Annotated in this window: 27 protein-coding genes; 13 read left to right on the plus strand and 14 right to left on the minus strand. The window is 52.5% G+C overall.

The annotated features are described in order from the left end of the window. The first annotated feature begins 11 nt into the window (after window positions 1-11). A complete protein-coding gene (locus tag ACQE32_RS06460; protein ID WP_426972858.1) occupies window positions 12-566 on the plus strand; it encodes a hypothetical protein in 555 nt (184 codons plus the stop codon). 12 nt (window positions 567-578) lie between these two features. Here the strand turns inward: ACQE32_RS06460 and ACQE32_RS06465 are convergent, their stop codons facing one another. Further along, on the minus strand, window positions 579-785 hold the full coding sequence (locus ACQE32_RS06465) for a DUF2767 family protein (protein ID WP_426972859.1): 207 nt from the start codon (window positions 783-785) through the stop codon (window positions 579-581). Window positions 786-909: 124 nt separating this feature from the next. Between ACQE32_RS06465 and ACQE32_RS06470 the strand changes: the two genes are divergently transcribed. The 4 genes from ACQE32_RS06470 (at window position 910) to ACQE32_RS06485 (ending at window position 4,791) form a co-directional block, all read left to right on the plus strand. Beyond that, window positions 910-2,676 (plus strand): sensor domain-containing phosphodiesterase, encoded by a 1,767-nt coding sequence (locus ACQE32_RS06470; RefSeq protein ID WP_427021510.1) that lies wholly within the window; start codon window positions 910-912, stop codon window positions 2,674-2,676. 121 nt (window positions 2,677-2,797) lie between these two features. After that, a complete protein-coding gene (locus ACQE32_RS06475; RefSeq protein ID WP_167373299.1) occupies window positions 2,798-2,974 on the plus strand; it encodes a hypothetical protein in 177 nt (58 codons plus the stop codon). Between the two features lie 111 nt (window positions 2,975-3,085). After that, window positions 3,086-3,625 (plus strand): SRPBCC family protein, encoded by a 540-nt coding sequence (locus tag ACQE32_RS06480; protein WP_426972864.1) that lies wholly within the window; start codon window positions 3,086-3,088, stop codon window positions 3,623-3,625. Further along, window positions 3,625-4,791 (plus strand): zinc-dependent alcohol dehydrogenase, encoded by a 1,167-nt coding sequence (locus tag ACQE32_RS06485; protein ID WP_426972865.1) that lies wholly within the window; start codon window positions 3,625-3,627, stop codon window positions 4,789-4,791. Before ACQE32_RS06480 ends, ACQE32_RS06485 begins: the two co-directional genes overlap by 1 nt. A 120-nt stretch (window positions 4,792-4,911) precedes the next feature. Here ACQE32_RS06485 and lysM read toward each other — a convergent pair whose 3' ends face one another. The 3 genes from lysM to ACQE32_RS06500 form a co-directional block, all read right to left on the minus strand. Continuing rightward, a complete protein-coding gene (lysM, locus tag ACQE32_RS06490; protein ID WP_426972867.1) occupies window positions 4,912-5,352 on the minus strand; it encodes a peptidoglycan-binding protein LysM in 441 nt (146 codons plus the stop codon). 96 nt (window positions 5,353-5,448) lie between these two features. Further along, window positions 5,449-7,413: a M10 family metallopeptidase C-terminal domain-containing protein gene (locus ACQE32_RS06495; RefSeq protein WP_427021511.1), complete on the minus strand. Its 1,965-nt coding sequence runs from the start codon at window positions 7,411-7,413 to the stop codon at window positions 5,449-5,451. 382 nt (window positions 7,414-7,795) lie between these two features. Then, window positions 7,796-7,996, minus strand: a complete 201-nt coding sequence (locus ACQE32_RS06500) for a hypothetical protein (protein WP_426972871.1) — start codon at window positions 7,994-7,996, stop codon at window positions 7,796-7,798. Window positions 7,997-8,167: 171 nt separating this feature from the next. Here ACQE32_RS06500 and ACQE32_RS06505 point away from each other — a divergent pair, with 171 nt between their 5' ends. The 5 genes from ACQE32_RS06505 (at window position 8,168) to ACQE32_RS06525 (ending at window position 10,046) form a co-directional block, all read left to right on the plus strand. Beyond that, window positions 8,168-8,305: a hypothetical protein gene (locus tag ACQE32_RS06505; RefSeq protein ID WP_426972873.1), complete on the plus strand. Its 138-nt coding sequence runs from the start codon at window positions 8,168-8,170 to the stop codon at window positions 8,303-8,305. Window positions 8,306-8,361: 56 nt separating this feature from the next. Next, on the plus strand, window positions 8,362-8,490 hold the full coding sequence (locus ACQE32_RS06510) for a hypothetical protein (RefSeq protein ID WP_426972875.1): 129 nt from the start codon (window positions 8,362-8,364) through the stop codon (window positions 8,488-8,490). A gap of 31 nt (window positions 8,491-8,521) precedes the next feature. Beyond that, on the plus strand, window positions 8,522-9,109 hold the full coding sequence (locus tag ACQE32_RS06515) for a YceI family protein (RefSeq protein WP_426972876.1): 588 nt from the start codon (window positions 8,522-8,524) through the stop codon (window positions 9,107-9,109). Between the two features lie 194 nt (window positions 9,110-9,303). Then, on the plus strand, window positions 9,304-9,576 hold the full coding sequence (locus ACQE32_RS06520) for a hypothetical protein (protein ID WP_426973078.1): 273 nt from the start codon (window positions 9,304-9,306) through the stop codon (window positions 9,574-9,576). 215 nt (window positions 9,577-9,791) lie between these two features. Next, window positions 9,792-10,046, plus strand: a complete 255-nt coding sequence (locus ACQE32_RS06525; protein WP_250652478.1) for a hypothetical protein — start codon at window positions 9,792-9,794, stop codon at window positions 10,044-10,046. A gap of 84 nt (window positions 10,047-10,130) precedes the next feature. Here the strand turns inward: ACQE32_RS06525 and ACQE32_RS06530 are convergent, their stop codons facing one another. Further along, a complete protein-coding gene (locus ACQE32_RS06530) occupies window positions 10,131-11,405 on the minus strand; it encodes a Glu/Leu/Phe/Val family dehydrogenase (protein WP_426972878.1) in 1,275 nt (424 codons plus the stop codon). A 565-nt stretch (window positions 11,406-11,970) separates the two neighbouring features. Here ACQE32_RS06530 and ACQE32_RS06535 point away from each other — a divergent pair. After that, window positions 11,971-13,419 carry an amino acid permease gene (locus tag ACQE32_RS06535; protein ID WP_426981510.1) on the plus strand — a complete coding sequence of 483 codons (1,449 nt, stop codon included), beginning with the start codon at window positions 11,971-11,973 and terminating at the stop codon, window positions 13,417-13,419. 60 nt (window positions 13,420-13,479) lie between these two features. Here ACQE32_RS06535 and ahr read toward each other — a convergent pair whose 3' ends face one another. The 8 genes from ahr to ACQE32_RS06575 form a co-directional block, all read right to left on the minus strand. After that, window positions 13,480-14,496 carry an NADPH-dependent aldehyde reductase Ahr gene (gene ahr, locus ACQE32_RS06540; protein WP_426972882.1) on the minus strand — a complete coding sequence of 339 codons (1,017 nt, stop codon included), beginning with the start codon at window positions 14,494-14,496 and terminating at the stop codon, window positions 13,480-13,482. 114 nt (window positions 14,497-14,610) lie between these two features. Further along, a complete protein-coding gene (locus ACQE32_RS06545) occupies window positions 14,611-16,032 on the minus strand; it encodes a heavy metal sensor histidine kinase (RefSeq protein WP_426972883.1) in 1,422 nt (473 codons plus the stop codon). After that, complete coding sequence (locus tag ACQE32_RS06550; protein WP_426972885.1) at window positions 16,029-16,709, minus strand: heavy metal response regulator transcription factor; 681 nt, start codon at window positions 16,707-16,709, stop codon at window positions 16,029-16,031. The genes ACQE32_RS06545 and ACQE32_RS06550 overlap by 4 nt, the downstream gene beginning before the upstream one ends. A gap of 31 nt (window positions 16,710-16,740) precedes the next feature. Further along, window positions 16,741-17,673: a copper homeostasis membrane protein CopD gene (gene copD, locus ACQE32_RS06555; protein WP_426972887.1), complete on the minus strand. Its 933-nt coding sequence runs from the start codon at window positions 17,671-17,673 to the stop codon at window positions 16,741-16,743. A 4-nt stretch (window positions 17,674-17,677) separates the two neighbouring features. Beyond that, window positions 17,678-18,058, minus strand: a complete 381-nt coding sequence (copC, locus tag ACQE32_RS06560) for a copper homeostasis periplasmic binding protein CopC (protein ID WP_250652474.1) — start codon at window positions 18,056-18,058, stop codon at window positions 17,678-17,680. 32 nt (window positions 18,059-18,090) lie between these two features. Continuing rightward, window positions 18,091-18,930, minus strand: coding sequence for a copper resistance protein B (locus ACQE32_RS06565; protein WP_427021751.1), 840 nt, complete (start codon window positions 18,928-18,930; stop codon window positions 18,091-18,093). A gap of 142 nt (window positions 18,931-19,072) precedes the next feature. Further along, the gene (locus ACQE32_RS06570) at window positions 19,073-20,863 is read right to left on the minus strand and encodes a copper resistance system multicopper oxidase (RefSeq protein WP_426972889.1); all 1,791 of its coding nucleotides are present in this window, start codon (window positions 20,861-20,863) and stop codon (window positions 19,073-19,075) included. Window positions 20,864-21,286: 423 nt separating this feature from the next. Further along, window positions 21,287-21,781: a thioredoxin family protein gene (locus ACQE32_RS06575; protein WP_426972891.1), complete on the minus strand. Its 495-nt coding sequence runs from the start codon at window positions 21,779-21,781 to the stop codon at window positions 21,287-21,289. A gap of 134 nt (window positions 21,782-21,915) precedes the next feature. On the opposite strand from ACQE32_RS06575, the gene ACQE32_RS06580 reads away from it, so the two are divergent. Further along, window positions 21,916-22,797, plus strand: a complete 882-nt coding sequence (locus ACQE32_RS06580) for an ROK family protein (RefSeq protein WP_427021512.1) — start codon at window positions 21,916-21,918, stop codon at window positions 22,795-22,797. 522 nt (window positions 22,798-23,319) lie between these two features. Here ACQE32_RS06580 and ACQE32_RS06585 read toward each other — a convergent pair. Further along, complete coding sequence (locus ACQE32_RS06585) at window positions 23,320-24,207, minus strand: ABC transporter six-transmembrane domain-containing protein (RefSeq protein ID WP_426972895.1); 888 nt, start codon at window positions 24,205-24,207, stop codon at window positions 23,320-23,322. 91 nt (window positions 24,208-24,298) lie between these two features. Here ACQE32_RS06585 and ACQE32_RS06590 point away from each other — a divergent pair, with 91 nt between their 5' ends. Continuing rightward, window positions 24,299-24,874 (plus strand): TetR/AcrR family transcriptional regulator, encoded by a 576-nt coding sequence (locus ACQE32_RS06590; RefSeq protein ID WP_426972897.1) that lies wholly within the window; start codon window positions 24,299-24,301, stop codon window positions 24,872-24,874. Window positions 24,875-24,909 lie beyond the last annotated feature (35 nt).

The raw sequence follows: 24,909 nt of genomic DNA on the forward strand, positions 1-24,909 counted from the left end.
GAGATATCAGCATGGAACAGGATACACAGCACGACCGCTTCATTAGCTTTCCCTATCCGCATGAAAATTACAGCGACGGCAGCATTAATTATGGCGGTATCGATTTAACGCAGGAGACACAGCGCATTGATGAGATTGAGGAAGCCAAACGCTCTCCTAACCTGCGACGCCTGCTGGAAGAGGTGAATTTGCAGGATGGACTGTTTATGACGCTGGGTTGTGATTATCGACGTCTGGAAAGCGGGATCGGCGGCTATGTGGATTTTACCTTTCGCCCGGGTTTACCCGCCTCGTTAACGGTGGATGCCGTGAGTCTGGATGACTATTTTTGGGCGTATCTGGCGAAACAGGAGATCGATCATCACATTAACGATGGTGCGATGGTGAGCTATGCGCGTTCCGCGCTAAAGTGGAGCTGGTCTGAACTGGAGATGGGCGGCGTACACAGCAAGAAAATCACCCTCGCCTTTTGCTGTCAGCACAGCGAGGATGCCGAATGGTGTCTGGATCATCTGCGTCACTTCCTGGTGACAGAATTTCCCTCGTTGCCGCCGCGACAGAGATAATCCGGATGCGATTCAGGGCTTAATCAGCCGGATCGCATGCTCCAGTACTTTCTGTTCGTCCCGGTCGCTATCCTGGCGGCGCTGGCGCGTTTGCCAGAGCAAACTGGCGAGCGTTTCGCGCTCGGTATTCAGGCCGTTTTCCGATAACACGATTGCCGCATCGCCAATCACCCGACAAACCTCGTCATAATCATCTTCGCTTAGTGCATCACGTTTCATTACTTGCTCCTCTTTTCTGAACCTGGCCCAAAAGTAAAACTAAAGCAAAGGCCGCACGCGCCGATACTTCGCTAAGTATAATCATTCCCTTTTAATTTTTCGTTCCGACGCCAGGCGAACAATCATGCTTAGCCCATTACAACCATTAAATAGCAAAAGGCGTGCAGCACTGGAACTGCTGAAAAAAAATGACCGCTGCCGGGATGAAATTCTTAGTCAGTTCACGTTACTCACCAGCCAGCTGTTAGGCATTCCCAGCTGCTACGTTTCGATTCTTGATGAAGAGCGCCAGTACATTAAAGCGCCGCAGATGTTTCCATTAATGGAAACCTCGCTACAGCATGCGTTCTGCCGTCATACCATACAGTGCGAACGCCTACTGATTTGCCCTGACACCTGGCAAGACCCGCGATTTGAGCAGCATCCGCTAACGCGCGGCGCACCCTTTATCCGCTTTTACGCTGGCGCGCCGCTGATCTCCGGTGAAGATGACATCATCGGCACGCTGTGCGTCACTGATACGCAGCCGCGCACGTTCAGCGAAGAGCAGCAGATAACGCTGGCGACATTAGCGCGCCTCGCCGCCGCCTTTCTCGACGCCTGGTATGCCAATGGTTATATCGATACCGTTACCGGCCTGCCCAATCGTCAGCGTTTACTGCGCGATCTGGAATTAAGCGCCGACATGCTGCCCGATCAGCAGTGGCGTCTGTTAATGATTGACTGTATCGATCCGCAGCACATTTTCGATGTGTCGCGCTCATTGGGGATTGCCGCGTCTGAGGGGCTGCTGCATGAGTTAACCCGGGTGCTGTATCAGCGGCTGAGCCTTCACGACAAAGAGCCGATGCTCTACCTGATTAATCATGGCCGCTTTGCGCTGTTAACTCACAGCGAAGAGGGAATGGACAGCAAACTCTGCAGCGAAAAGCTGGGCGGCATTAACGCCTGTCTCGGCGATACCATTACCATCGATTTACAGGTTCGTGTGGGAGAAGTGCAGTTTTCTCCCCGAACCCTGCCGCCGCTGGAGGCAATGCGCCGTGCGCTCAGCGCGTTACATGAGGCGATCGCCCAACAAAATCTCTTCCAGCTGTTCGATAGCGAAAACGATCAAAGACGGAATCAGGAGTTTCAGCGGCTAAACGATCTGGCGCGGGCAGTGCGCGGACGCTACGGCCTTTACCTGGTTTATCAACCGAAAATTTGCCTGCACACCGGCAAAACCGTGGGTCTGGAGGCGCTGCTGCGCTGGAAGCATCCTGTTGAAGGCGAGATCCCGCCCGGCCGCTTTATTCCACTGGCGGCCGGCACCAGCCTGATGGCGGAGCTGACAGACTGGGTGCTGGATAGCGCCATCAGGCAGCTGCAGCGCTGGGCGCAAAAAGGCATTCATCTGCCGGTGTCGGTTAACGTGAGCGTCTCCGATATTTGCCGTCCCGACTTTGCCGATCGCCAGGAAGAGCGGCTGCTGCGCTGCGGTTTGACGCCAGAATATTTAGGTATTGAATGCCTGGAAACGGAAGAGATCCACGCCAGCCCCAACGCGCTGCACGGTTTCGATATGCTGAAGCTGCGCGGCTTTAAGATTTCGCTAGATGACTTCGGCTCTGGCTACAGCAATATCAGCTATCTGCGGCGCATTCCGATTGATGTCATTAAACTGGATCGCTCTCTGATTAGCCGTCTCCAGCATGATACCGCCAGCGGCATTATTGTCCGTAACGTGATAAGTATGCTGAAGGATCTGGATTACGTGGTACTGGCTGAGGGCGTTGAGGATAAAGAAACCTATGAACAGCTGCAGTCGCTGGGCTGTGATGAAGTGCAGGGTTTTTACTGCTCGGCACCGATGAAAGCCACCGCGCTGGAGAGATGGTTACAACAGTAAACCATTATTTCGCCTCATCTTTGCCGGGTGATTTCTGCCGTTTATTTCTCCTTCTTTGCGCTTCTGTGCTATAGCTTTTACAACGCTATGCTCAGAGTAGCCAAGGAAAAAGGAGAGTAAATTGAAAATATTTTACTTTATTGCGCTGATCGCCTCTGCGTTCTATTTGTTTGTGAATTTGCCGAAAGAGAAAAGTAAACGCGAACCGGTAGCCTACTGGGGCTGCTGGGCGTACCTGGTTGCTTCCGCCATCTACTGGAGCATTTTCAGCCTGCGCCACCATTTCCATCTGTTCTGATATCTGCCCCTGCGCTGGCTTTCGGCGCAGGGGCAAGTTATTTGGGATACGCGACGCCGTTCCTTCCCCTTCCTGACTGCATCACAACCGCTGTTAACAACCGGAGGTTTTGTGAGTAAGAAAGTTCACGCTAAGGGCACCCATGACGCCCACGAAACCCAGCTGCGCCGCTGGATCACCATCGGCAAACCTGCCGATCAGCTCTATGCGTTATGGCGCGATCCCGCCACACTGCCGCAAATTATGGCTCACTTTGCCCAGATAACGGTGATCGATGATACCGACGCCGACTGGGAAGTTAAGGGGCCGCTGAAAAAAAGCTTTCGCTGGCGCAGCCGGATTGTTGAACAACAGCCGGGCGTGGTTATCGCCTGGGAATCGCTGGACGGTGCCGACGTACCGAACGAAGGCATGCTGCAGTTTCGCCCTGCACCTGGCGAATGGGGCACCGAGCTGACGCTGACGCTGCGCTTTAACCCACCGGGCGGCGCGCTGGGTAAAAAAGTGACTACGCTGCTCGATCTGTTTCCCAAAGAGCAGCTCAGCAAGGCGCTGCACCGCTTTAAGAGCCTGGCCGAAACCGGAGAGATCCCCAGCCTTGACGGGCAGCCAGCGGGCCGTCATACAGAACGAAAAGATAAGGAGGCGTAATGCGAGCTTTATGCTGGAACGGCGTCAATGACTTACGGGTAGAAAGCGTGGCAGATCCCGCTTTGCTGAATCCGCATGATGCGATTATCAAAGTAGGCTTAACCACCACCTGTGGTTCCGACTTGCACGTTATTGATGGCCTGATCCCGACCATGCGCGAAGGCGATATTCTTGGTCATGAATTTATGGGTGAAGTGGTGGAGGTCGGCAGCGCGGTTAAAAATATCAGGCGCGGCGATCGGGTGGTGGTGCCCTCTTTTATCTCCTGTGGCTCCTGTTGGTATTGTCAGCATGAACTGCCTTCCTGCTGTGATAATACTAATCCACACTGGGAACAAGGCGAACCGGTACTGGGACACGCAACCGCCGGAATTTACGCCTACAGCCACGCCTTCGGCGGCTATGCCGGTTCTCATGCTGAATATGTGCGCGTTCCTTTCGCCGATAATGACTGCTTTGTGGTACCGGAGACGGTCAGCGACGAACAGGCGCTGTTTTTATCGGACGCCGCCCCTACCGGCTACATGGGCGCGGATTTCTGTAATATTCATCCTGGCGATACCGTGGCGGTTTGGGGCTGCGGCGGCGTGGGGCTGATGGCGATGCAGAGCGCCTGGCTTATGGGCGCGCATCAGGTGATCGCGATTGACCGTTTCCCGGAACGACTGGCGATGGCGCGCGATTATGCCGGTGCCATTACCCTGGATTACAGCAAGGCGGATATCCATGAGGCGCTGCTGGAGCTGACCGGCGGACGCGGCCCGGATAGCTGTATTGATGCTGTAGGAATGGAGGCGCGCGGTGAAGGCCTGACGCAGGTTTACGATCGCACTAAACAGCTGCTGCACTTGCAAACGGACGTAGGCGCTGCGCTGCGCCAGGCGCTCTACTCCTGCCGCAAAGGCGGTAATATTTCGATTCTGGGCGTTTACGGCGTGATGGATAAGTTTCCGCTGGGACTGATGATTAATAAAAGCCTGACAATCCGCACCGCACAGCAGCATGGTCAGCGTTATATGCATCGGCTGCTTGATCATGTGGCGAAAGGTGAACTGAACCCCGCGTTTATGGCGACCCACCGCTTCTCGCTGGAAGAGGCACCACGCGGCTATGAGATGTTTAAACACAAGGAAGATGGCTGCCTGCGGGCGGTATTTGCGCCCTGACCGGCCAGTCGTCCAGGAATAAACAACGGGGACCGAATGGTCCCCGTTGTTTATGTTTCAAACCCGGGCTATCTACAAGTAAATGTCAATAGTAGCCCGCCGCAAGGCGGGACTGAACCGTTATTGCGGAATACGCAGCGTTTGACCCGGATAGATCTTATCGGGGCTGCTCAGCATCGGCTTGTTGGCCTCAAAAATCTTATTGTATTCGTTGGGGTTGCCATACATCTCTTTCGAGATAGCGCTCAGGGTATCGCCTTTCTTCACGGTATAAAAACGGCTTTCCGTGGCGGGTTGTGACACTGCTACCTTGTCATCAACGCCGCTGATTCCGGCTACGTTACCGATCGCCACCAGAATTTTCTCTTTTGCTTCCTGGCTCAAACCTTCGCCGGTTACCGTTGCCTGACCATCTTTTACCGCAACCTGCACCTTATCGGCATCCGGCACCCCGGTTTTCTGTAGATGCTCTTTGAGCTTTGCATCCTGTTCCTGTGAGTTATGCGTTACCGTATCCCACAGTTTTTCTCCTGCGTCTTTCACAAAGCTTAACAGTCCCATGCATCCTCCATTTTTACGCTAAAAAAATTTATCTTCCTCTAAGCGTAGCAGATGGATGCTATTCAGCCCGAACGGCAGCGCAGGCCTGGCTGCTTTCTAAACAATAAAATCAATATGCATATTAGGGCGCGCCGCAATATCAATGATCATATCCGGCTGCATATCTCCTGACAGATTCAGCTTTAAATGCGTCAGATGGTTAGTGACATCCCATGTCATCTGCATTTCGCCCAGCCTGCCGGTGAACTTTGAGGCGAAGCGCAGCGGATATGCGTGGCTGTCCAGCGCTGACAGGTCGATTTTGTCACTGCCGCTGGTGAAGTCACCGATTAAATCACGCAGTCCAGACAGGGAATCTTTCGCGCTGGTGAAGATAAACCGATCGTTACCTGCGCCGCCGTAGAGCTTATCCGCCCCGCCACCGCCATATAAATGATCGGCTCCTGCTCCGCCTTCCAGCCGGTCGATGCCGTTTTCACCATATAGCGTATCGTTGCCGCTGCCGCCGTACAGCAGATCGTTGCTTTCGCCGCCATACAGACGATCGTGACCATTTTCCCCGTACAGCCGATCGTTGCCGTTGTTGCCGTACAGCAGGTCATCACCCTCGCCGCCAAACAGACGATCGTGGCCGTTTTCGCCATACAGACGGTCGTTGCCGTTATTGCCGTACAGCAGATCGTCGCCCTCACCGCCGTACATCCGGTCATGGCCGTTTTCCCCGTACAGCGTATCAATGCCGTTTGCGCCATACAGCAGGTCATCACCCTCGCCGCCAAACAGACGATCGTTACCGTTTTCCCCGTACAACGTATCGTTACCGAGCGCGCCATACAGCAGATCGTTGCCGTCATTGCCGTATAAACGATCGAGTCCGCTATCGCCGTACAGCGTGTCGATATCGAGACCGCCATACAGCACATCGTTGCCGTTGCCGCCGTAGAGTCGATCGCTGCCGCTGTCGCCATACAACGTGTCGTTGCCATCGTTACCGTACAGCGTATCGTTGCCAGCGTTGCCGCGCAGGCCGTTAGCGACCGCGTTGCCAATCAGCGTATCGTGACCGGTGCCGGCAATGGCGTTTTCAATTACCACGCCGAGCGCGACAGAGACGTTGCCAATCAGCCCGCCCACGTTGGAAAACGTCTCTGCATTAAGGTTAATCCGCTGATTCTGCCGGTAGCCGGAAAAGTTCAGCGTATCGTTGCCGCCTGCATCCCAGACAGAAAAGATCAGCACATCGCTGCTGCTGAGTGCAGTGTAATAGTCTCGTCCGGTATTCGAACCGAAGCCATACACGGTATTGCCCGTCAGCGTGGTCATGTTAGCGCCATACAGACGCTGAATAGCAGCAATGTCATGCAGCAGCGGCGAAGCCGCATAGTGCCCGTAAAAATTAGCGCCGGTGTTGGTTTCACTCCAGTAACTCATTAAGGTGTACTGACGCGAATCCTCTATATAAGGAGCGCTGGCGCTATAAGAGATCTCTCCGGTGCCGCTGTTATAGTCACCAGGATGGCTCAGGCCAAGAGCATGTCCTAGTTCATGGGTCAGCGTCAGGCGTCCATACTCATAATGTTCCGGTAAGCGGTTATTGGCCATATTGTAATTGAACCACATCGTACCCGCCGCCCGGCTGCCGCCCGGCAGATAAGCATACGCCTGATCGTCCGCCTGCTGACCATTGGCATACTGCGTATAGTTGGCAAAGGTTAACCGGGCGCCGCTGCTCACCTGCGTAAATTTTATGTTCGCCACATCGGCCCAGGACTGCAGCGATTTCAGCGCCGCCGCTTGCTGTTCGCTGTTAAAGGTAACAATGCCTTTATCACCGTATGGCGTGCTCGTAAGGTTATCGGGAAAAGCGAAACTGATTTCCAACGGCTTGTTATAGACCTGATATCCATTCCAGCTCAGCCCGCTGCGAGTGAGCTGAACCGCAGCCTGGCTGGAGCTGTAATGCACAGTGGGCGCACTGGAATAGTAACTGCTGCTGGTTGCGCTGGTCGCAGCCTGCAGATCGGGGTCGAACCAGGAAGTGCGTATGCTCTTTGTGGACAAGGGCTTTTCTCCGGAAAAATAGGTTCCGAGAAGCCAGCATTACCCGCTCATCCTGACAGGGAATAACGAATCATTTCGAATTTACTGCAGGTTCTGGATTAAAACGACCTTAGCACCGTCTTTAGCTATATCGGCAAAACAGGCGCAACATTAGAGAACTTTTTTTGCCGGTGCGGCGCTAATTGTGGACGCATTATTATAACCGGATTTCATTGTGTCCCTCAGAGAAATAGCTCAGCGAAATAAGAGTTATTTTTATCGCCAGGATTATTAAAGCGGCCTCAAATATTTCCGCTGCGCTCATTACCAAAACAGGCCGGGCAGCGTTATACGGCCCGGCCTGCGGTTAGCGAATGTTGCTGCATAAACGGAAGGTTAACCGTCAGGCGGAAACCTTGCTGATCTCAATAATTTCATCAAGACGCGTTTTCATCTCTTCAAGATTCTGTCGCAGGTTATTGTCCGCTTCTGTCGCGTTTTTTCCTTTACCAATAAGCGTAAAGCGGTAGCCCGGCTGTTCACAGCTGGCACGATACTCATACTCGCCGTTAGCCATCTGATGTTTTTCAATATTCACGTCCATTCTTGCCTCCTGTCTCTTTTTTTAAATATAGCAAAACCTGGCAGCAAAGGCCTTTTCGCCTGTGTCGCAGGAAAAACGCAGCAAAATGTCAGGAAAGTGAAAATCAGCGGGTCGCCTGGTTTAAGGCACATTTTTTTATCTTAGAATCGCGCGCACTTGCTGGAGGTAATCATGAAAAAAGTGTTTATGTTATTAACGGCGGTCATGCTGACCGCATCATTAAGCGGCTGTGTCTGGTGGGGCCCTGGCTGGGGCGGCCCGGGCGGCGGTCATGGCGGTGGATTCCATCAAGGCGGCCCTGGCCGTTAATTCGCCCTTCCCTGAATTACCGAAGGGCTGACAAGAGACATGGGGCTTTCGACCCTGTGCAAGACCCGCCGCTGGTGGGTCTTTCTTATGCCGCATCGCCTGCCTCGCTGATTTTCTTCAAATTATTTGAAAAACAAAAACAATTATCTTTGCTTTCGGTTCTTGTCGTCAGCGACCACACTTAAATTCCTTTTTAGTGATTGCAGGATTGTCGTTATGTTGAGCATGAAAAAAATTGCCACGCCGCTGGTGTTAAGCCTGGGCCTTTGGGCGCAGTTCAGCCATGCTGAGGCGCAGACCTATCAGCTGAACCCGGAGCATACCTCCGTGGTAATGAGCTGGTCGCATTTTGGTTTTTCTCATCCGACCGCTGATATTTCCGGCACCAGCGGCACGCTGGTTTTCGACAGCGCGAATCCGGAAAAATCAAAAGTCGACGTGACGCTGCCCCTGACCAATATTGATACCCATGTTGAGGCGCTGACCACCGAATTCAAAGGCGATCAATATTTTAATACCGGCACTTATCCCACAGCGACCTTCCGCAGCACGCGCGTTATCAGCAAAGGCAACAACCGCTATGAGGTACAGGGCGATTTGACGCTTAAAGGCGTTACCCGTCCGGTCACGCTGCACGCCACGCTGAACAAGCAGGGAGAACATCCCATGCTGAAAAAGCAGGCGATTGGCTTTGACGCCACGGCAACGGTAAAACGTTCCGATTTTAATCTGAAGCAGTATATTCCAGCCGTTAGCGATGACGTTACGCTGACTATCTCTACCGAAGCCTACGCGGCCAAATAATCCTTTCAGCCCTGCTCTGTCAGGGCTGATGATTTTCCTCTTCCCGGACCGCCTTCTGCTGCATTTACCCGCAAGAAAACCGCGCGCGCTTCACGCTGCTGGCGTACCATTCTGGTAACCAGATGCTTATCAGAGAGGTAACCGTGAATTCAGCGTCATTTATCCTGCGTCTTTCCGCTTCCGTCAGCGCAGATATGCTGGAGGATCTGCGGGTCGTGATTCCCGCCGAGGCCACGCATGTGTTTATTAACGCCCTGGATGAAGAGAGCCATACCACGTTTGAATGCCTGCAAAGCGATGAAAGCTGCTCACTGGCCGCTTCTGCTATTGCGCTGTGGCGTCAGCTGGGTCATATCCATCACCTGACCTGGCGGCACGGCTGGGATACGCAGGAGGTTTCAGACGCCAGCCAGCAGCAGCTGTTTCAGATGTTAAAAACCCCTGGTGCAATCTTGCAGATTACCTGAAGCAGGCTTTGCCTGGCTTAGAGGCTAACATTATTACCGCGTGCTGTTACGCCGCTAATAACCCTCTGATTAAACAAGCGAAACGGTAAGAAAACTTTACTTTAGAGTTTCGTACTTTCTGACATGGATCAATAATTTCGCCAGAAAAAAGGATAAAAAATAACCTTAAGCTAAATTTTATTAACCATTATTCAAAGCAGGCTTAAGGAGACTGTATGGCACGCCAACATTTTACCGCCCCGGAGTTTGCCCGGTATGCGGGTATCAAAGAGACCGAACTGATTCGCGCTATCTGTAATCGCGGCACCATTGACGGCGTATCGCTGCCTGAGTCGCTGAATCATGCGCCACTTTCCGTTCGCGTCTGGCTGCGTGAAGATGTCATGCTGTTTACGCATACATTAAGCCGCGCCAGAGCAGGACGCAAATACACCACACAGAATCGGAAACGCACCAGCCAGACCAGCTGATGCGAGAGGTTAACCGCAGGCCCGTAGCTTCTGTATTGCGTCGGGCCTGCTCTGTTCACAGCGCAACACGCCGTAACCAGCGACTTAGCCTGGATAGATACCGCGATCTTTACGCGCCATCAGGATACGTTCGCAGGCAACGATATAGGCAGCGGTACGCAGCGTACATTCTTTCTCTATGGCTTTATCCCAGACATGTACCATCGCTTCGGTCATGATCTTGTCCATACGCGCATTGATCTCTTCTTCGCTCCAGAAGAAGCTCGCCATATCCTGCACCCATTCAAAGTAGCTGACCGTTACCCCGCCTGCGTTACAGATAACATCCGGCACCACGGTAATGCCGCGCGCCTTAAGAATATCATCCGCATCAGGATAGGTTGGGCCATTCGCCCCTTCCAGCACCAGTTTGCAGCTAAGCTTCTCTGCACGTTCGCGCGTGATCTGCCCTTCCAGCGCCGCCGGGATCAGAATATCCATTTTGGTGGTCCAGAAATCTTCGCTATTGATTTTCTGGGCGCCAGGGAAACCGGCGATCTGTTTGTGGCTGAGCTGCCACTCGCTGAGCGCGTGCAGATCAATTCCGTCCGCATTAAACAGCGTAGCGGTATGATCCTGGATCACCACCACGCGCGCGCCCGCTTCCGCAAACAGACGAGCCGCTTCGCTGCCGACGTTACCAAAGCCCTGCACGGCAATTTTTGCGCCTTCGATTTCAATACCGGCGCGCCCTGCGACTTCACGACCGGTAACAAATACGCCGCGTCCGGTCGCTTTTTCACGACCCAACGAGCCGCCGAGATGAATCGGTTTGCCGGTCACCACGCCGGTAATGGTGGTGCCGTGGTTCATGGAATAGGTATCCATCATCCATGCCATCACTTTACCGTTGGTGCCCACATCCGGTGCCGGAATGTCGCGCTGCGGCCCGATAATCAGACCGATTTCACTGGTATAGCGGCGAGTCAGGCGTTCCAGTTCTCCCTCGGACAGCGAGAACGGATCGACGCGAATGCCGCCTTTCGCCCCGCCGTAAGGCAGGTTCACTGCGGCACATTTAATAGTCATCCAGGCGGAGAGGGCCATGACTTCATTCAGATCCACGTCAGGATGGTAGCGAATACCGCCCTTACCCGGACCCCGGGAAAGATTGTGCTGAACACGAAAGCCTTCAAAATGGCGGATGGTTCCGTCATCCATCTGCAGGGGAATATCAACGATCAGGGCACGTTTCGGATGGCGCAGCGTATCGATCCAGCGCGACAAATCGCCCAGATAAGGGGCTACGCGATCGATTTGCTGAAGGTAGGTGTTCCAGGCCGATGTACCGCTTTCTGACGCGTAAGATAGCTTTTCCATAACAAACCTTTTTGAACAAAGTTATTTATATTGTTTAACCGTGGAAATGACCTGCATATCACTATGCGTTAATGAATTTACCATTAATTATCGGCGATAGATTTTTCAGTCTGATGGAAAAAATTGTTTTTGCGTAAAGCAATCGCAACAGAGATGAATAATTAGTTACTTTTATTGGTTGCCATAAGGATGCGGACTTTATGCATTTATTATGCACTATTTGTGCATAAAAAAGATTTTTCCTGACTTTTCAGAAAGTTGAAAGCGATCAAAAAGTTAAATTTTCGTTATTTTACAGAGTTGACAATGTAAAATTTGCCAGCCAGCATTAACCCGCCAGCTGCTGTTGTACCGGCTGATTCTTTCGCGAATCAGAAATCGCTATCGTTTTCAAAATGTTGAAAATGAGGCTGCCTGTAGTCCGCTGAATACCGTTCATTATCCAGACAAGCCTGCCCTGTTCCTGGCGCGCTGAGCGCCTGATCCCTGCGTCGTTACGGGGAGGGGGTGCGTTTGTCTGCAATCGGAATTTACTTCATGGTCAGCCGTTATAAGAGGAGAAGCCATGACCGCAAAACAACCACCGCGATCGAGACCATCGGGCAATGAACAGAGTGCCCCGCAGACCTTACAACGCGGCCTGAGCGAACGACATATCCAGCTGATCTCTCTCGGCGGCGCGATCGGCACCGGCCTGTTTATGGGCGCAGGTAAAACCATTGCCGTTTCCGGCACCTCCATTCTGATCACCTATATCGTGGTCGGCTTTTTTATGTATATGGTGATGCGGGCCATGGGCGAAGTGCTGCTTACCCGGCTGGATTACCGTTCATTCGCAGATTTTGTATCCGATTATCTGGGGCCGAAAGCAAGCTTCTTTCTCGGCTGGTCATACTGGCTAAGCTGGGTGGTGACCTGCATCGCCGATGTGGTGGTGTGCGGCGGCTATGTGCAGTACTGGTTACCGACGCTGTCGCCCTGGATCCCGGCGCTGTTTGCGCTGGCGCTGCTGTTTGCGTTTAACCTGCTGTCGGTCAAAATGTTTGGTGAAGCGGAGTTCTGGTTTGCCATCATCAAGGTTATCGCCATTATTGCGCTGATCCTTACCGGCCTGTGGATGATCGCCACCGGCTGGACATCGCCAGACGGCGTGCAAGCCTCGGTGGGCAATCTGACCGATCCGGCAGTGTTTATGCCGCACGGCGTGGTCGGCTTCTTTGCCGGCTTTCAGATCGCTATTTTTTCCTATACCGGCATTGAGCTGCTCGGCACCATGACGGCGGAAACCAAAACGCCGGAAAAGATCCTGCCACGCGCCATCCGGGCCATTCCGCTACGCATTATTATTTTTTATGTGCTATCGATGGTGGTGATTATTGCCGTCACCTCCTGGCAGCACGTTTCGCCAGAAACCAGCCCGTTTGTCACGCTGTTTGATAAAGCGGGCCTGCCCGCCGCCGCCGCGCTGATTAACTTTGTTGCGCTCACGTCCGCCATGTCCTCTGCCAACAGTGGCGTCTATTCCAGTACCCGCATGCTGTATGGCTTGTCGGTGGAAAAACATGCGCATCGCCAGTTCCGCATCCTGTCGCGCGTTACGGCGATACCGGTGCGCAGCCTGCTGTTCTCCTGCTTCTGTATGCTGAGCGGCACGCTGCTGCTGTTTCTGACGCCCAACGTCATGACGCTGTTCACCATTGTTTCCACGCTGGCGGCGATTCTGGTGATCTACAGCTGGGGAATGATTCTGGTGGCCTATCTGGTTTACCGTCGGCGTCAGCCGGAGTTACATCAGCAGTCAACGTTTAAAATGCCGGGCGGCCGGGCGATGTGCTGGTTGACGCTACTGTTTTTCCTGTTTTCACTGGTGATTATGGTTTTCGATGCCGATACGCGTGCGGCGCTTTGCGCCATGCCTGTCTGGTTTATCCTGCTGGCCGTTTTCTGGCGGCTGACGCTGCGTCGTCGTCAGGCGCGGGCGCGCCAGTCCTGGCAAACCAGCATTGAATCCTGATCGAAAAAAAGGCGGCGAGATGATCTCGCCGCCTGACTTATCTTTATGCGCGCTGGCAGATTAAAAATCTGCTTTCAGCACCACGCGATAATTCGCCTTACCGGCGCGCACGTGATCCAGCGCTTCATTGATTTTCGACATCGGGAAAAACTCCACTTTCGGCGCGATATCGGTGCGCGACGCCAGCTTCAGCAGTGTACGCAGCTGGCCCGGCGAACCGGTGGAAGAACCGGTTACCGCGCGGTCACCCAGAATCAGGCTGAACGACGGTACGTCGAAAGGTTTCATCACCGCGCCCACGGTATGGAATTTACCGCGCGGTGCCAGCGCTGCAAAGTACGGCTGCCAGTCGAGATCCACCGCCACGGTGCTGAGGATCAGATCAAACTGACCGGCCAGTTTTTCCAGCGCTGCCGGATCGCGGCTGTTGACCACATGATCCGCACCCATATCAAGAATCGACTGTTTTTTCTCCGGCGTTGAGCTGAATGCGGTCACTTCTGCGCCCATTGCATGCAGGATTTTAATCGCAATATGGCCCAGGCCGCCGATGCCGATTACTCCGACGCGGCTGGTGGCGGTGATGTTATGCATCAGCAGCGGTTTGAAAACCGTGATGCCGGCACACAGCAGCGGACCGGCTGATGCCGGATCCAGTTTCTCCGGCAGCGGAATCACCCATTGCCAGTTAGCGCGCAGCTTCTCGGCAAAGCCGCCTTTGTTAGCGATGGTCGGCACGATGCCGTTCAGGCAGTTGACCTGATCGCCGGTGATGCAGGCGTCGCAGTGTTCGCAGCTTTTCGCCGTCCAGCCAATGCCCACGCGCTGACCAACGGAAAGGCCTTTGTTTTTAGCCGCCTCGCCCAGTGCGGAAACGCGCCCAATCACCTCATGACCGGCGATCACAGGATATTGAGAAACGCCCCACTCGTTATCGATCATCGACAAATCAGAATGACAAACGCCACAGTATTCCACTTCGACTTCAACATCTTCGGCGCTCAGCGATGCTGCTTCATATTCATAGAGTTCTAAAGCCTGACCGGCTTCCATCGCTGCATAGCTCTTGATTTTCACTAATTCACCTCAGATTGCGTTAGGGATCCAGCTGAGAGTGTAGCAAAGCGCAGTAGCAAAAGACTTTCCACTTTATGCCACGGTTATTTTTCAGTCAGTTAGTTTTTCTGCAAGTTAATCCGATGGCTGCTGAGCGGTGACTGACGCCGGAATAATAGCCGTGAACGTAATGACGTTATCCTTCATGGCAACCTGCAGATCGCCATCATGCGCCAGTAAAATCGCGCGCGTGATGGACAGCCCCAGCCCGGCTCCATCCGTATTATGCTGCCGTGAGGCGTCGCCACGATAAAACCGGTCAAAAAGCCGCCCCAGGTTTTCCTGAGAGAGATTTTCTGTAGGGTTAGAAAACTGTACCAATACCGCTCCCGCTTTCTGTTCCACCAGCACGCTAATGGCTGAAGCGGGTAAAGAATATTTTATGGCGTTGGCCAGCAGATTGCTCAACGCACGACGCAGCATCAGACGATCGCCTTTGACGGCGGCTTCCCCCTGCAGTAACAGGGTTTTATCGCTGTCGCCAGCCAGCGGTTCGAAAAAGTCGATAAGTTCTGCCAGTTCTGCGTTAAGGGAAACGCGCTGCTTTTCCAGAGGCATCAGCCCGTTCTCTGATTTCGCCAGAAAAAGCATATCACTGCTCATTCTGGCAAGCCGACTTAGCTCTTCCAGATTTGAAAAAAGCACCTCCCGATAACTTTCCGCATCGCGCTCCCGGGACAGGGCGACCTGGGTCTGCATCATCAGGTTACTGACGGGCGTGCGCAGCTCATGGGCAATATCAGATGACAACTCAGAGAGGCGACGAAATGAATTTTCCAGCCGCTCAAGCATGCTGTTGAATTCAGCTACCGTCGCCTTCAGCTCCGCTGGCAGATCATGCGCGGGAAGGCGTTCGCTGAGGTTATTAATGGTGATCGCCGAGGCCAGCCGGTTTATTTCATTCAGGGGTCTCAGCCCCATACGGGTAACCAGCCAGCCCAGAAATACCGAAATAAAAATCAGGGCGAGGTTAAACCAGACCAGCCACCTTTTAAGCTGACCGATAAACGCATCATGAAAACCGGTATCATAAGCGGCTGTGATCAGCACGTCGCTTTGTCTGCCAGCGTCGCGGGCACTGATTTTTCTGACCAACACATGATACCGTCCCCCCTGTTTCTCTACGGTTTGCAGCGTCTCCGGACGGGCGGCTTCGTCGGCAAAGCGTTGCTGCGGAACCTGAAAACCAGATGAGGCGTAATCAGCCAGTATCTGATTATCTGAGGTTTTAACGGAAAGATAGAGCCCGCTGTGACCGACCATGGCATCCGCAAGCTTGCGCGCAAGCGACGCGCTGTCGAGCCTTCCGGCATGTACTTCCCCTTCAAGCAGTTCAGTGACCAGTTCAAGCTTGCCGGTTAATAACGAGGCATCCTGATGGCGAAAATAGCTGCTCAGGGCGGCCACCAGCAGGACGCTGGAAAGCAGCCAGACGGACATCATCACGCCCGCAAATATCATGCTCAGCCGTGAGGTCAGGGAGCCGTTACGTTTCAATCTTCGCGTATCTCCAGGACATAACCAATTCCCCTTACGGTATGAATAAGCTTTGGCGTAAAGTCATCATCCACCTTGCTGCGAAGCCGCCTGACTGCGACATCAATCACATTGGTATCGCTGTCAAAATTAATATTCCAGACCAGGGAAGAAATCAGGCTTCTCGGCAATACCTCTCCGGTTCGCTGTAACAGCAGCTCAAGCAGCACAAACTCTTTTGAGGAGAGATGAATTTTTTTGCCGGAGCGGCTCACGCTTCGGCGAGCAACATCCATAAACAGATCGGCAATGCGGTGTGTCCCGGAAGCCTGCATGCGGTTGCGCCTGAGCAGCATGCGGACACGGGCCAACAGCTCGGCAAAATCGAAGGGTTTAAGCAGATAGTCATCCGCGCCCAGATCGAGACCTTTAATCTTCTCGCTGACATTATCTCTGGCGGTCAGAAACAGCACCGGTTCTTCGTGGCAGGCCATTCGCATTTGTCGCAGAATATCCCAGCCATCCATTGATGGCAGCATGACATCCAGAATAATCAGATCGTAACGCTGTTGCAGGATATGCTCCAGCCCCTGACGTCCGTCATGCACCAGCGTCACCTCATATCCTGCCTCCTGAAGTCCCTGCTTCAGGTAGGTCCCGGTTTTCAGTTCATCCTCGACAATCAGCATGGTGGTCATGATGCGGTTTTCCTGGGGCTGCGTTTGGGGGTTACGCCATACCGCTACCGGGCGACAATGTGCCGAGCCAGGCGACGATGGCCAGTATCAGTATCGATAGGGTAAATTCCGTGATAATGCTTTTACGCATCAGGATAATGCTTGCTTTATGGTGGCCCTGAAGCAGCGCATTTTTCAGCGCCGGGGCAAGCCGAAAGCGATTAAGCGCAGCCAGCAGCAGCAGCAGGCAAAACAGTAGGGTTTTAATCAGCAACAACAGCCCATAGTCGCTCCCTGGTAAGGTAGTCAGGGGTTTTTCAACGATAAATAAGACATTAACCACGGCGGTAATCACAATGCTCAGCACAATGAGGGTTCCCGTGCGGGCGAACCCCGTTAGCGCATCGGCCAGTTGCCGGGCATAGTCAGCTTCTTCTGCTTTTTCGTTACACAATAGCAGGCTAAAGGCCGCCAGCGCGCCTACCCAGGCTCCCGCCGCGAACAGGTGGATAATATCGCTTAGCAGATGCAGGTAATAGCGGACACCGTCGTTCATGGCCGCATGTCCGCCCCATGCCAGGGTCGCCAGCGCCGTGCCGCCAGACAGGACCAGCATATAACATGAAAGCCTGGTATATTTTATCCGCAGGCTGAGGCCCATAAAGGCCATGACCAGCGCAACGAGCCGGATCACCCAGCTCATACCGACTGCGGTTTCCCCGACAACCATTTTCATAATATGCAGGGTTAACTCACCGGGATGACTGACGCCGCTCATCGACTGGGCAACAAGCAGCATATTCGCCAGCGAGAGAACAATACCCGCAGAGATGAGCGTAAAGCAGAACGACCAGCCGCTGAACAAAGACACCGGTTTCTTTAGAGCGCCTTTCACCCCGTACATCTCAAATAAGGGCAGGCCAAAAAGAACCATGAGATCAAGATAAAGCAGAAACCGGATAGCAATCAAAAGCTGATCGTTCATGAGATTACTTCACAGTGAAGCTGTAGTTCCCGGTACGGGGATGGGTATCAGAGGATACCGCCCGCCACTCCACTTTATAGGTTCCGGCAGGCAAGGGTTTTACCGGCGTGATAACCATTGTTTTCGCATCGCTGCCTGCTGATACTTTAGTTGCAACCGGCATAGGCGCATGGGAAGCCATGCCCGGCATGGCAGTCATCACAAGGCGCGCACCGGAGAATTTAGTGACCAGATCCTCAGTAAAATGGAGTTCCACTTTTGCAGGTGCCGTTACCTCAGCTTTGTCCGCAGGTACGGAAGAAGCCAGTTCCGGATGAGCCTGTGCAGCAAAAGCAACCACAGAAGCAGCAACAGCGATAAAGTAGCCAGCATAAGTACGTTTCATAATAAATACCTGCTTTGTTTGAATTAACGGCATCAGAACCACATGCGAGCCCCGAGAAGGAAACGCACTTCGTTATCTTTTTCACCCTCACGGGCAGCCATATCGGCGGTATTGCCGTAGAGCTGGCTCCAGGAAACCCCCACGTAAGGGGCGAACTCACGTTTCACTTCGTAGCGAAGACGCAATGCTAATTCGGTACTGGACAGCCCCTTGCCGGTTTCGCGCGCGTCGTCATCTTTGCCATAAATATTGGCTTCCAGAGAGGGCTGCAAAATAAGACGATTAGTCAGCAGAACATCGTAATCCGCCTCCAGCCTCAGCGCGGTACGCCCCTGCTCTCCGGCAAAAGCCGTCAGCTCCGTTTCAAAGTTATAGAGCGCCATTCCCTGAAAACCGGCTGCAAGCCAGGTCTGTGGTTTTCCGGGCTTAAAATCCTGACGGACACCGGCAACCACATCCCACCAGGGCGTAACGGCATGTCCCCACAGAGCCTGAACTTCTGCCGATTCCGTTTTACCGTCGCTGGTTTCGCCTTCGCTGCGTATCCAAAGCCGATCAATATCTCCCCCTACCCAACCGCTCAGGTTCCAGTTGAAACCGCCGGGATCACTGTTCTTCTGCCATTCCAGCCGATCGGCAAGCAGAAAGTAATTTACGCTCCTGTCATGAACTTCATGACCATGAACATCCGGGAACGCCGCTTTCCGGTCAGCTTCCGTAATCGGCGGAATGGGGGTGCGGCTTTGCGTGGGTGCAGCAGGCTGCATGGATTCCATCGCTTCCATACCCGACATCGACGCCATTCCTTCCATCGCCGAATGGTCCATGCCCTGCATCGCAGAGTGGTCCATTCCCGACATGTTGTGCTGCATAGGCTGAGACGGATCGGTCTGGGCTGCGTAAGCGGGCGCAGAGGGGGTCCCGGCAATCACCGACCAAATCGCCAGCCCTGCCGCTGAACGTGAAAAATTCTTTGTCATATCACTCCACCCTGAAACTGGCATCATCACCACCTCACTCAATTACCCGGACTTCACGGAACATGCCGGTTTCCATATGGAAAAGAAGATGACAGTGATAAGCCCAGCGCCCGAGCGCATCCGCCGTCACACGGTAGCTGCGACGGCTTCCCGGCGGCATATCAATGGTATGTTTACGCACCAGAAAATTGCCCTGCTCATCCTCCAGATCGCTCCACATACCGTGCAGGTGAATGGGGTGCGTCATCATGGTGTCGTTAACCAGCACAATACGCACACGTTCGCCGTAGCGGAGCGTGACCGGTTCCGAATCTGAGAATTTAATGCCGTTGAATGACCAGGCAAATTTTTCCATATGCCCGGTAAGATGCAGTTCGATAGTGCGTGACGGTTCACGGCCATCCGGATCCTCAAAGGTGCTTTTCAGATCGGCATACGTCAGTACCTTTCTGCCGTTATTACGCAGCCCGATGCCCGGATCGCTTAATTTTGCCGTCGGCATCATGGCCTGCATGTCGACCAGAGGATTATCTGTTTCGCTCGCGGGATGTTGCTGCATCTGGCCAGGGTTCATGCTGCCGTGGTCCATGCTCTGCATCTGGCTATGATCCATTGCGCCGTGATCCATGCTCTGCATCTGGCTGTGATCCATCGTGCCGTGGTCCATGCTCTGCATCTGGCTGTGATCCATACTGCCATGATCCATGTCGCCCATACCCATATCGTCCATGGTCAGCCAGGGACGCGGATCGGGTACCGGAACCGGTGCAGAGAGCCCTTCACGAACCGCGAGTGTGCCACGCGCGTAGCCGCTCCGGTCCATGGACTGGGCAAAAATGGTGTAGGCATCGTCAACCGGTTCCACAATAACATCGTAGGTTTCAGCAGCGGCGATGCGGAATTCATCAACAGAGACAGGCGTGACATACTGTCCATCAGCAGCCACCACCGTCATTTTCAAGCCGGGAATGCGCACGTCAAAATAGCTCATGGCTGAACCGTTAATGAAACGCAGACGTACTTTTTCCCCTTTGCGGAACAGACCAGTCCAGTTTTTACCCGGCCCCTGGCCATTCATAAGATAGGTATAGGTGGCACCACTGACATCAGCCAGATCCGTCGGGTTCATTTTCATCTCTGCCCACATCTTCCGATCGGCTAACGTGTTGCCGAGACCTTTTTCCCTGGCATCGCGGAAAAAGTCGCTAACGGTGGGTTTGGCGAAATTGTAATAATCTGACTGCTTTTTCAGTTTTGCGAGAATGTCTGAGGCTTTTTCATCAGACCAGTCGGTCAGCATCACAATATGTTCGCTGTCCCAGACAAAGGGCTCAGGCTGAGCCGCTTCGATGATAATCGGACCATAAACGCCTTCCTGCTCCTGCAGGCCGGAATGGCTGTGATACCAGTATGTTCCGTTCTGCTTTACCTGAAAGGAGTAAACATAGGTCTCGTCCGGCTCAATGCCATGAAAACTGAGCCCCGGCACGCCATCCATATTTGCCGGCAAAATAAGGCCATGCCAGTGAATAGAGGTGGTTTCGGACAGGTGGTTTTTAACCCGTAACGTAACGGTATCGCCTTCCTTCCAGCGCAACAGCGGCCCCGGCAGGCCGGCATTAATGGTTTTTGCGTAACGGGTTTTACCGGTGATATTGAGCATCGTTTCACCGATAAAAAGATCAAAATCGCTGCCGGTAAGCGTACGGGAAGGCATCAGGCTTACCGCCGAAAACGCATCGAAGGATCGCAGCCCCAGGCCGCCGACAATACCGGCGGCAGTAATGCCTTTAATGAAATTACGTCGTGAACTTTTAAGCTGCATGACTCAACTCCAGCACATTCATGTCACCTCAAAACAAGGTGTCTCTCCATAACGCAAGTACAAGTTATACTTACCGTTCAGGAAGTTTAATTTTTGTTACCTGGAAGTTATCACAGCTAAAACACGAAGGTTATTACAATTCTGTAATGTTATAACTCACTGTTTTAGATTGTTTTTTATTAAACCTAATAATAGGCATTTCTGCCAGCAAGAGAGTTTCAGTGAGTAATTGTTTATCTCCTGCTGATCATCTGCACCTTCAGGAGAAAGGATATTAAAGCGTTAACGGCAAAATTTACGAGTACTGAAACGGGGGATAATCCGGCTCGGTGTTCCCCCGTTCAGCTTTGTCTTATATTCTTAGCTTATTGTAGCCTGCCTCTGTACTGTACACAGAAAATGTATCGAGGCTCTGTCCTGTTTTTACGCTGCGATAATAGCGCTGATATCACTGATAGTTTCTGCTAACAGCTCGCCGCGACGATAAGCCTCAAGCTGCTCCGCGTCGCCATTCACCACCGAGTCAGGCCGCTCGATAAAGACGCCTAACGGCGTAAAAGCCTCATCCAGCACCACGGCCATCGGGATTTTCACCTTATCCACCCCCAGCAGTTCAATAAAAGGCTGCGCCTCATCACGAGTGATAATCGCCATTTCGATGTCAGGCAGTCGCTGGCACAGCAGCGCCATTGGCGGAATGTTGCGATGACAGTCCGGACACCACATCTCGGCCGCCACCAGCAGCCGGAAGCGCCCTGCCGCCTGTTGTGCAGGCGCAAGCGCCTTTTCTACCGCTTCACTCTGGCTTTCCAGCATCGCCTGCCAGCGCTGCAGATCGGCGATCTGCTCCGGCGTGCCGCTAGCAATAAACTCTGCGGTATTTTTCCCCTGCTTAAACAGCGTTTCAAATGCGCTCATCAAACCTTCTCCAGTAACAACCGATAGTGGCCTATCTTAAAAGAATCCGCCGCCGCATACACCTCAGAACATCGCCTTGCGCATGACGGGCCTATACTCATGTTTATATTTTAAAAACCAGAGGAGAAAATGACGTGAAAATAGCGGCGTTTGATATCGGCGGCACATCATTAAAAATGGGCATTGTTACCGATAAAGGCGAAATAGTCGCGCGCGATAAAAAAGATATTATGAACCACTCCGGCAAAGAGATACTGGATGGTGTGCTGACCTGGCTGGCTCGACATGCCGACTGTGAAGGCGTAGCCGTGAGTACGCCCGGCTATGTGGATCCGGACAGCGGTTATATTGCGATGGGCGGCGCTATCCGCGATTTTGATGATTTCCATCTTGGTGAGTGGTTGCAGGGAAAAACGCCGCTGCCCGTCAGCGTAGAAAATGATGCCAACTGTGCGTTACTGGCGGAGCGCTGGCTGGGTAAAGCGCAGGAGATGTCTGACTTTTTAATGATGACCATCGGCACCGGCGTTGGCGGCGCGATCTTCTGCAACAATGCGCTGGTCCGTGGCAAGCAGTGTCGCGCCGGTGAATTCGGTTCGCTGCTCAGCACTCGACCAGGCAGCGAGAATGTTCGCCACTATACCATGAACACCACCTGCACGATGCGCGTGCTGACGCAAAACTACAGTATGCACACGGGTCAAAAGCAGGAAGAGATCACCGGCGAAGAGATATTCGCCCGCTACGATAATAACGATCCGATTTGCAGTCGATTAGTGATGAATTTTTATCAGGATCTTTGTGGTGGCATCTACAATCTTGCGCACGTTTTCAACCCTGAATGTATTTTCCTTGGCGGTGGCATTACCGAGCGGGAAAGCTTTCTGGAAGAGCTGCGCTATCATCTGGCGTGGTTTGATCTTGATGTGCAGGTGGATACAGCCACCTACGGCAATGATTCCGGCATGCTGGGGGCAGTAAAACATTTCCTGCAGTCCCAACAGGAAAAAACCTAATCTGACATTTGGATAAATGCCGCTGCTGCTGGTTCAATAAAGGCAGTCTTATTTCCAGTGGTAGCCTGAAACTGTCAAAGAGTGATCTATTTACTGACAAAAACGACGTTATTAAAGCGCCTAATCAGGCTTATTTAGAAAGTAGCGATTAAGAACATCTGGGTACTCATTGAAATAACCCCTTTAAAAACCACATAAAATGCAATTGATTTTACAGGCTGGAAGGTTTACCCACTTAAACCCTATTTTTCTTAGTAAAAACTAATTTCCTGTAAAAAACGGCTTGGCCTGTACATCCTTATTTTTTAGTTACTGTCTAATCTGACCGCCCTGCTCACGGTACAACTTACCTGGCACGCTTAATTCTTACTCCACACTATATACGGTTAAACGATATATAATGTGGAGCCTTTTATATCTGAAAAGCATAACTTCATATCGCAGCGCTTTTAAGCCAGAAAACAGCTCACTACAAGCAGCTGGCGACTGCAGGGTATTTTCCAGACAGCGTTAGTCTGGATCTTAAACCAAATCCGTATTAACCCTTTTCCCGATATCTTTGAGCTGGGAGTATTTCTCCAGCAGTTGAGGACCATCATCCAGGCTCATTGCAAACATCCACATATAGGTTATGACGGAATAAATATGTCCTGCGTCAATACCACCGCGAAATGACATCGCGAGGATTGTCATAGCGAACAGTAGCGCTGACACGGCACCGATTGAAAGATAACCCAGCGCTTCACGATCGGACAGACGAATACGCAAGCGAGCCAGTGTACCATAATGTCGGATAAGCGAAATGGTGGGGGCGCTGTTGACAAAATCCACCTCTTTCTCAAGTCGGTTATTAAGCCTGACGAATAACGCTTCATTTTTGCGGGTATACCCCGGAAGAAAAAAAGCAAAAAATAACAAAATTGCCAGGCATGCCATGCCGGTCCAAAACTCAATAGCCAGTAGCATAATAGCTGCTCCAGCGATAGAGGCCAGAGAGGTAATTAATACCGGTAAATGCTTCTCAAAAAAATCAACAAATTCGCGTGATAAAGCAACACGAGCCGCTATCACCGAAGGGTTATGATTTTCACGGCGCTGAGCAAGAATAATCGGCACCGCCAGTTCTGCATAGATTCTGGCAAAAGTACGCGTATCTACCGTACGCCGGGCGGCGCTGATAACCCACATGGTAAAAACCATCATGGCATAAAACACTGCATGCCATGCTTTTCCGGCAACGATGGCATTTATGGCGAAACCTGCCAGCAGAGGATAAAGAAGATAGGTAACATTTTCTGCGACCACAAGCAGTAATGTTAGGATAAGTTTCTTGCTGTGACGACGTCCAAGCAGCTTCAGCGTCTGGGCGGCACTACGGGAAACGGGCGGCGCTATTTTTGAGGTTTTCATATCCTGCAATTCTGGTAAGATTAACCTTGAGCGACTGCTCAAAATTTAACGGCAGTCTATTTGAGCAACGCCATAGTGTCAATGGAAACTAATGATGAAAGAATCAAAAGAAGTGTTAAAGCAACGCATTCTGAATGGCGCGATTGCCCTGTTCATTGAGCGAGGGGTTGAAAAAGTTTCGACGCGTGATGTCACCGAGGCTCTCGGCCTTTCCCGGAGTCATATTTATTATTATTTCAGTGACTGGCAGGCGCTCTGTATCGCGGCGTTGAGCCATTATCTTGAAAGCGACCTGGCAGCGTTTTCTGCGTCTATAACAGACAGGACACCTGCTGAAAAGCTCAACGCCCTGATTGATAACTATCTGCCCGATTCCCCCGATGCCGTCTGGCAGTTATACAGCTCACTCTGGCAAATGGCCGCGCATAATGCAGCCTTTGCTGATTTGGCAGAGTCGCTCACCCTAAAATGGGATAGATTTATCACTAAAATAATCAATGAAGGAAAAGCCGCTGGCACCTTTGGGGACGTTGACACTGTTCGTATCACCCGCCAGTTGAGTGCCCTACTCAATGGTTACTCTGATAATCTACTCATCAAATTCACACCGGAAAAACGCAGCGAAGCGGTGACTGATATTAATGCTTTTATTGAACAAATACGCTAATTGTTATCTCAGCGGAGAAACACTGCTGCCGACTC

This window comes from Pantoea sp. FN0302 (assembly GCF_050113775.1).
In the GTDB taxonomy this organism is placed as follows: domain Bacteria; phylum Pseudomonadota; class Gammaproteobacteria; order Enterobacterales; family Enterobacteriaceae; genus Mixta; species Mixta alhagi.

Coding starts and splice junctions, on each gene's coding strand:
- ACQE32_RS06485 (WP_426972865.1), top strand. CDS start 3,625: ATGCGAGCTTTATGCTGGAACGGCGTCAATGACTTACGGGTAGAAAGC.
- ACQE32_RS06460 (WP_426972858.1), top strand. CDS start 12: ATGGAACAGGATACACAGCACGACCGCTTCATTAGCTTTCCCTATCCG.
- ACQE32_RS06575 (WP_426972891.1), bottom strand. CDS start 21,781: ATGAGCGCATTTGAAACGCTGTTTAAGCAGGGGAAAAATACCGCAGAG.
- ACQE32_RS06470 (WP_427021510.1), top strand. CDS start 910: ATGCTTAGCCCATTACAACCATTAAATAGCAAAAGGCGTGCAGCACTG.
- ACQE32_RS06520 (WP_426973078.1), top strand. CDS start 9,304: ATGCTGGAGGATCTGCGGGTCGTGATTCCCGCCGAGGCCACGCATGTG.
- ACQE32_RS06550 (WP_426972885.1), bottom strand. CDS start 16,709: ATGACCACCATGCTGATTGTCGAGGATGAACTGAAAACCGGGACCTAC.
- copC (WP_250652474.1), bottom strand. CDS start 18,058: ATGAAACGTACTTATGCTGGCTACTTTATCGCTGTTGCTGCTTCTGTG.
- copD (WP_426972887.1), bottom strand. CDS start 17,673: ATGAACGATCAGCTTTTGATTGCTATCCGGTTTCTGCTTTATCTTGAT.
- ACQE32_RS06565 (WP_427021751.1), bottom strand. CDS start 18,930: ATGCAGCACAACATGTCGGGAATGGACCACTCTGCGATGCAGGGCATG.
- ACQE32_RS06505 (WP_426972873.1), top strand. CDS start 8,168: ATGAAAAAAGTGTTTATGTTATTAACGGCGGTCATGCTGACCGCATCA.
- ACQE32_RS06570 (WP_426972889.1), bottom strand. CDS start 20,863: ATGCAGCTTAAAAGTTCACGACGTAATTTCATTAAAGGCATTACTGCC.
- ACQE32_RS06590 (WP_426972897.1), top strand. CDS start 24,299: ATGATGAAAGAATCAAAAGAAGTGTTAAAGCAACGCATTCTGAATGGC.
- ACQE32_RS06530 (WP_426972878.1), bottom strand. CDS start 11,405: ATGGAAAAGCTATCTTACGCGTCAGAAAGCGGTACATCGGCCTGGAAC.
- lysM (WP_426972867.1), bottom strand. CDS start 5,352: ATGGGACTGTTAAGCTTTGTGAAAGACGCAGGAGAAAAACTGTGGGAT.
- ACQE32_RS06585 (WP_426972895.1), bottom strand. CDS start 24,207: ATGAAAACCTCAAAAATAGCGCCGCCCGTTTCCCGTAGTGCCGCCCAG.
- ACQE32_RS06515 (WP_426972876.1), top strand. CDS start 8,522: ATGTTGAGCATGAAAAAAATTGCCACGCCGCTGGTGTTAAGCCTGGGC.
- ACQE32_RS06500 (WP_426972871.1), bottom strand. CDS start 7,996: ATGGACGTGAATATTGAAAAACATCAGATGGCTAACGGCGAGTATGAG.
- ACQE32_RS06535 (WP_426981510.1), top strand. CDS start 11,971: ATGACCGCAAAACAACCACCGCGATCGAGACCATCGGGCAATGAACAG.
- ACQE32_RS06465 (WP_426972859.1), bottom strand. CDS start 785: ATGAAACGTGATGCACTAAGCGAAGATGATTATGACGAGGTTTGTCGG.
- ACQE32_RS06525 (WP_250652478.1), top strand. CDS start 9,792: ATGGCACGCCAACATTTTACCGCCCCGGAGTTTGCCCGGTATGCGGGT.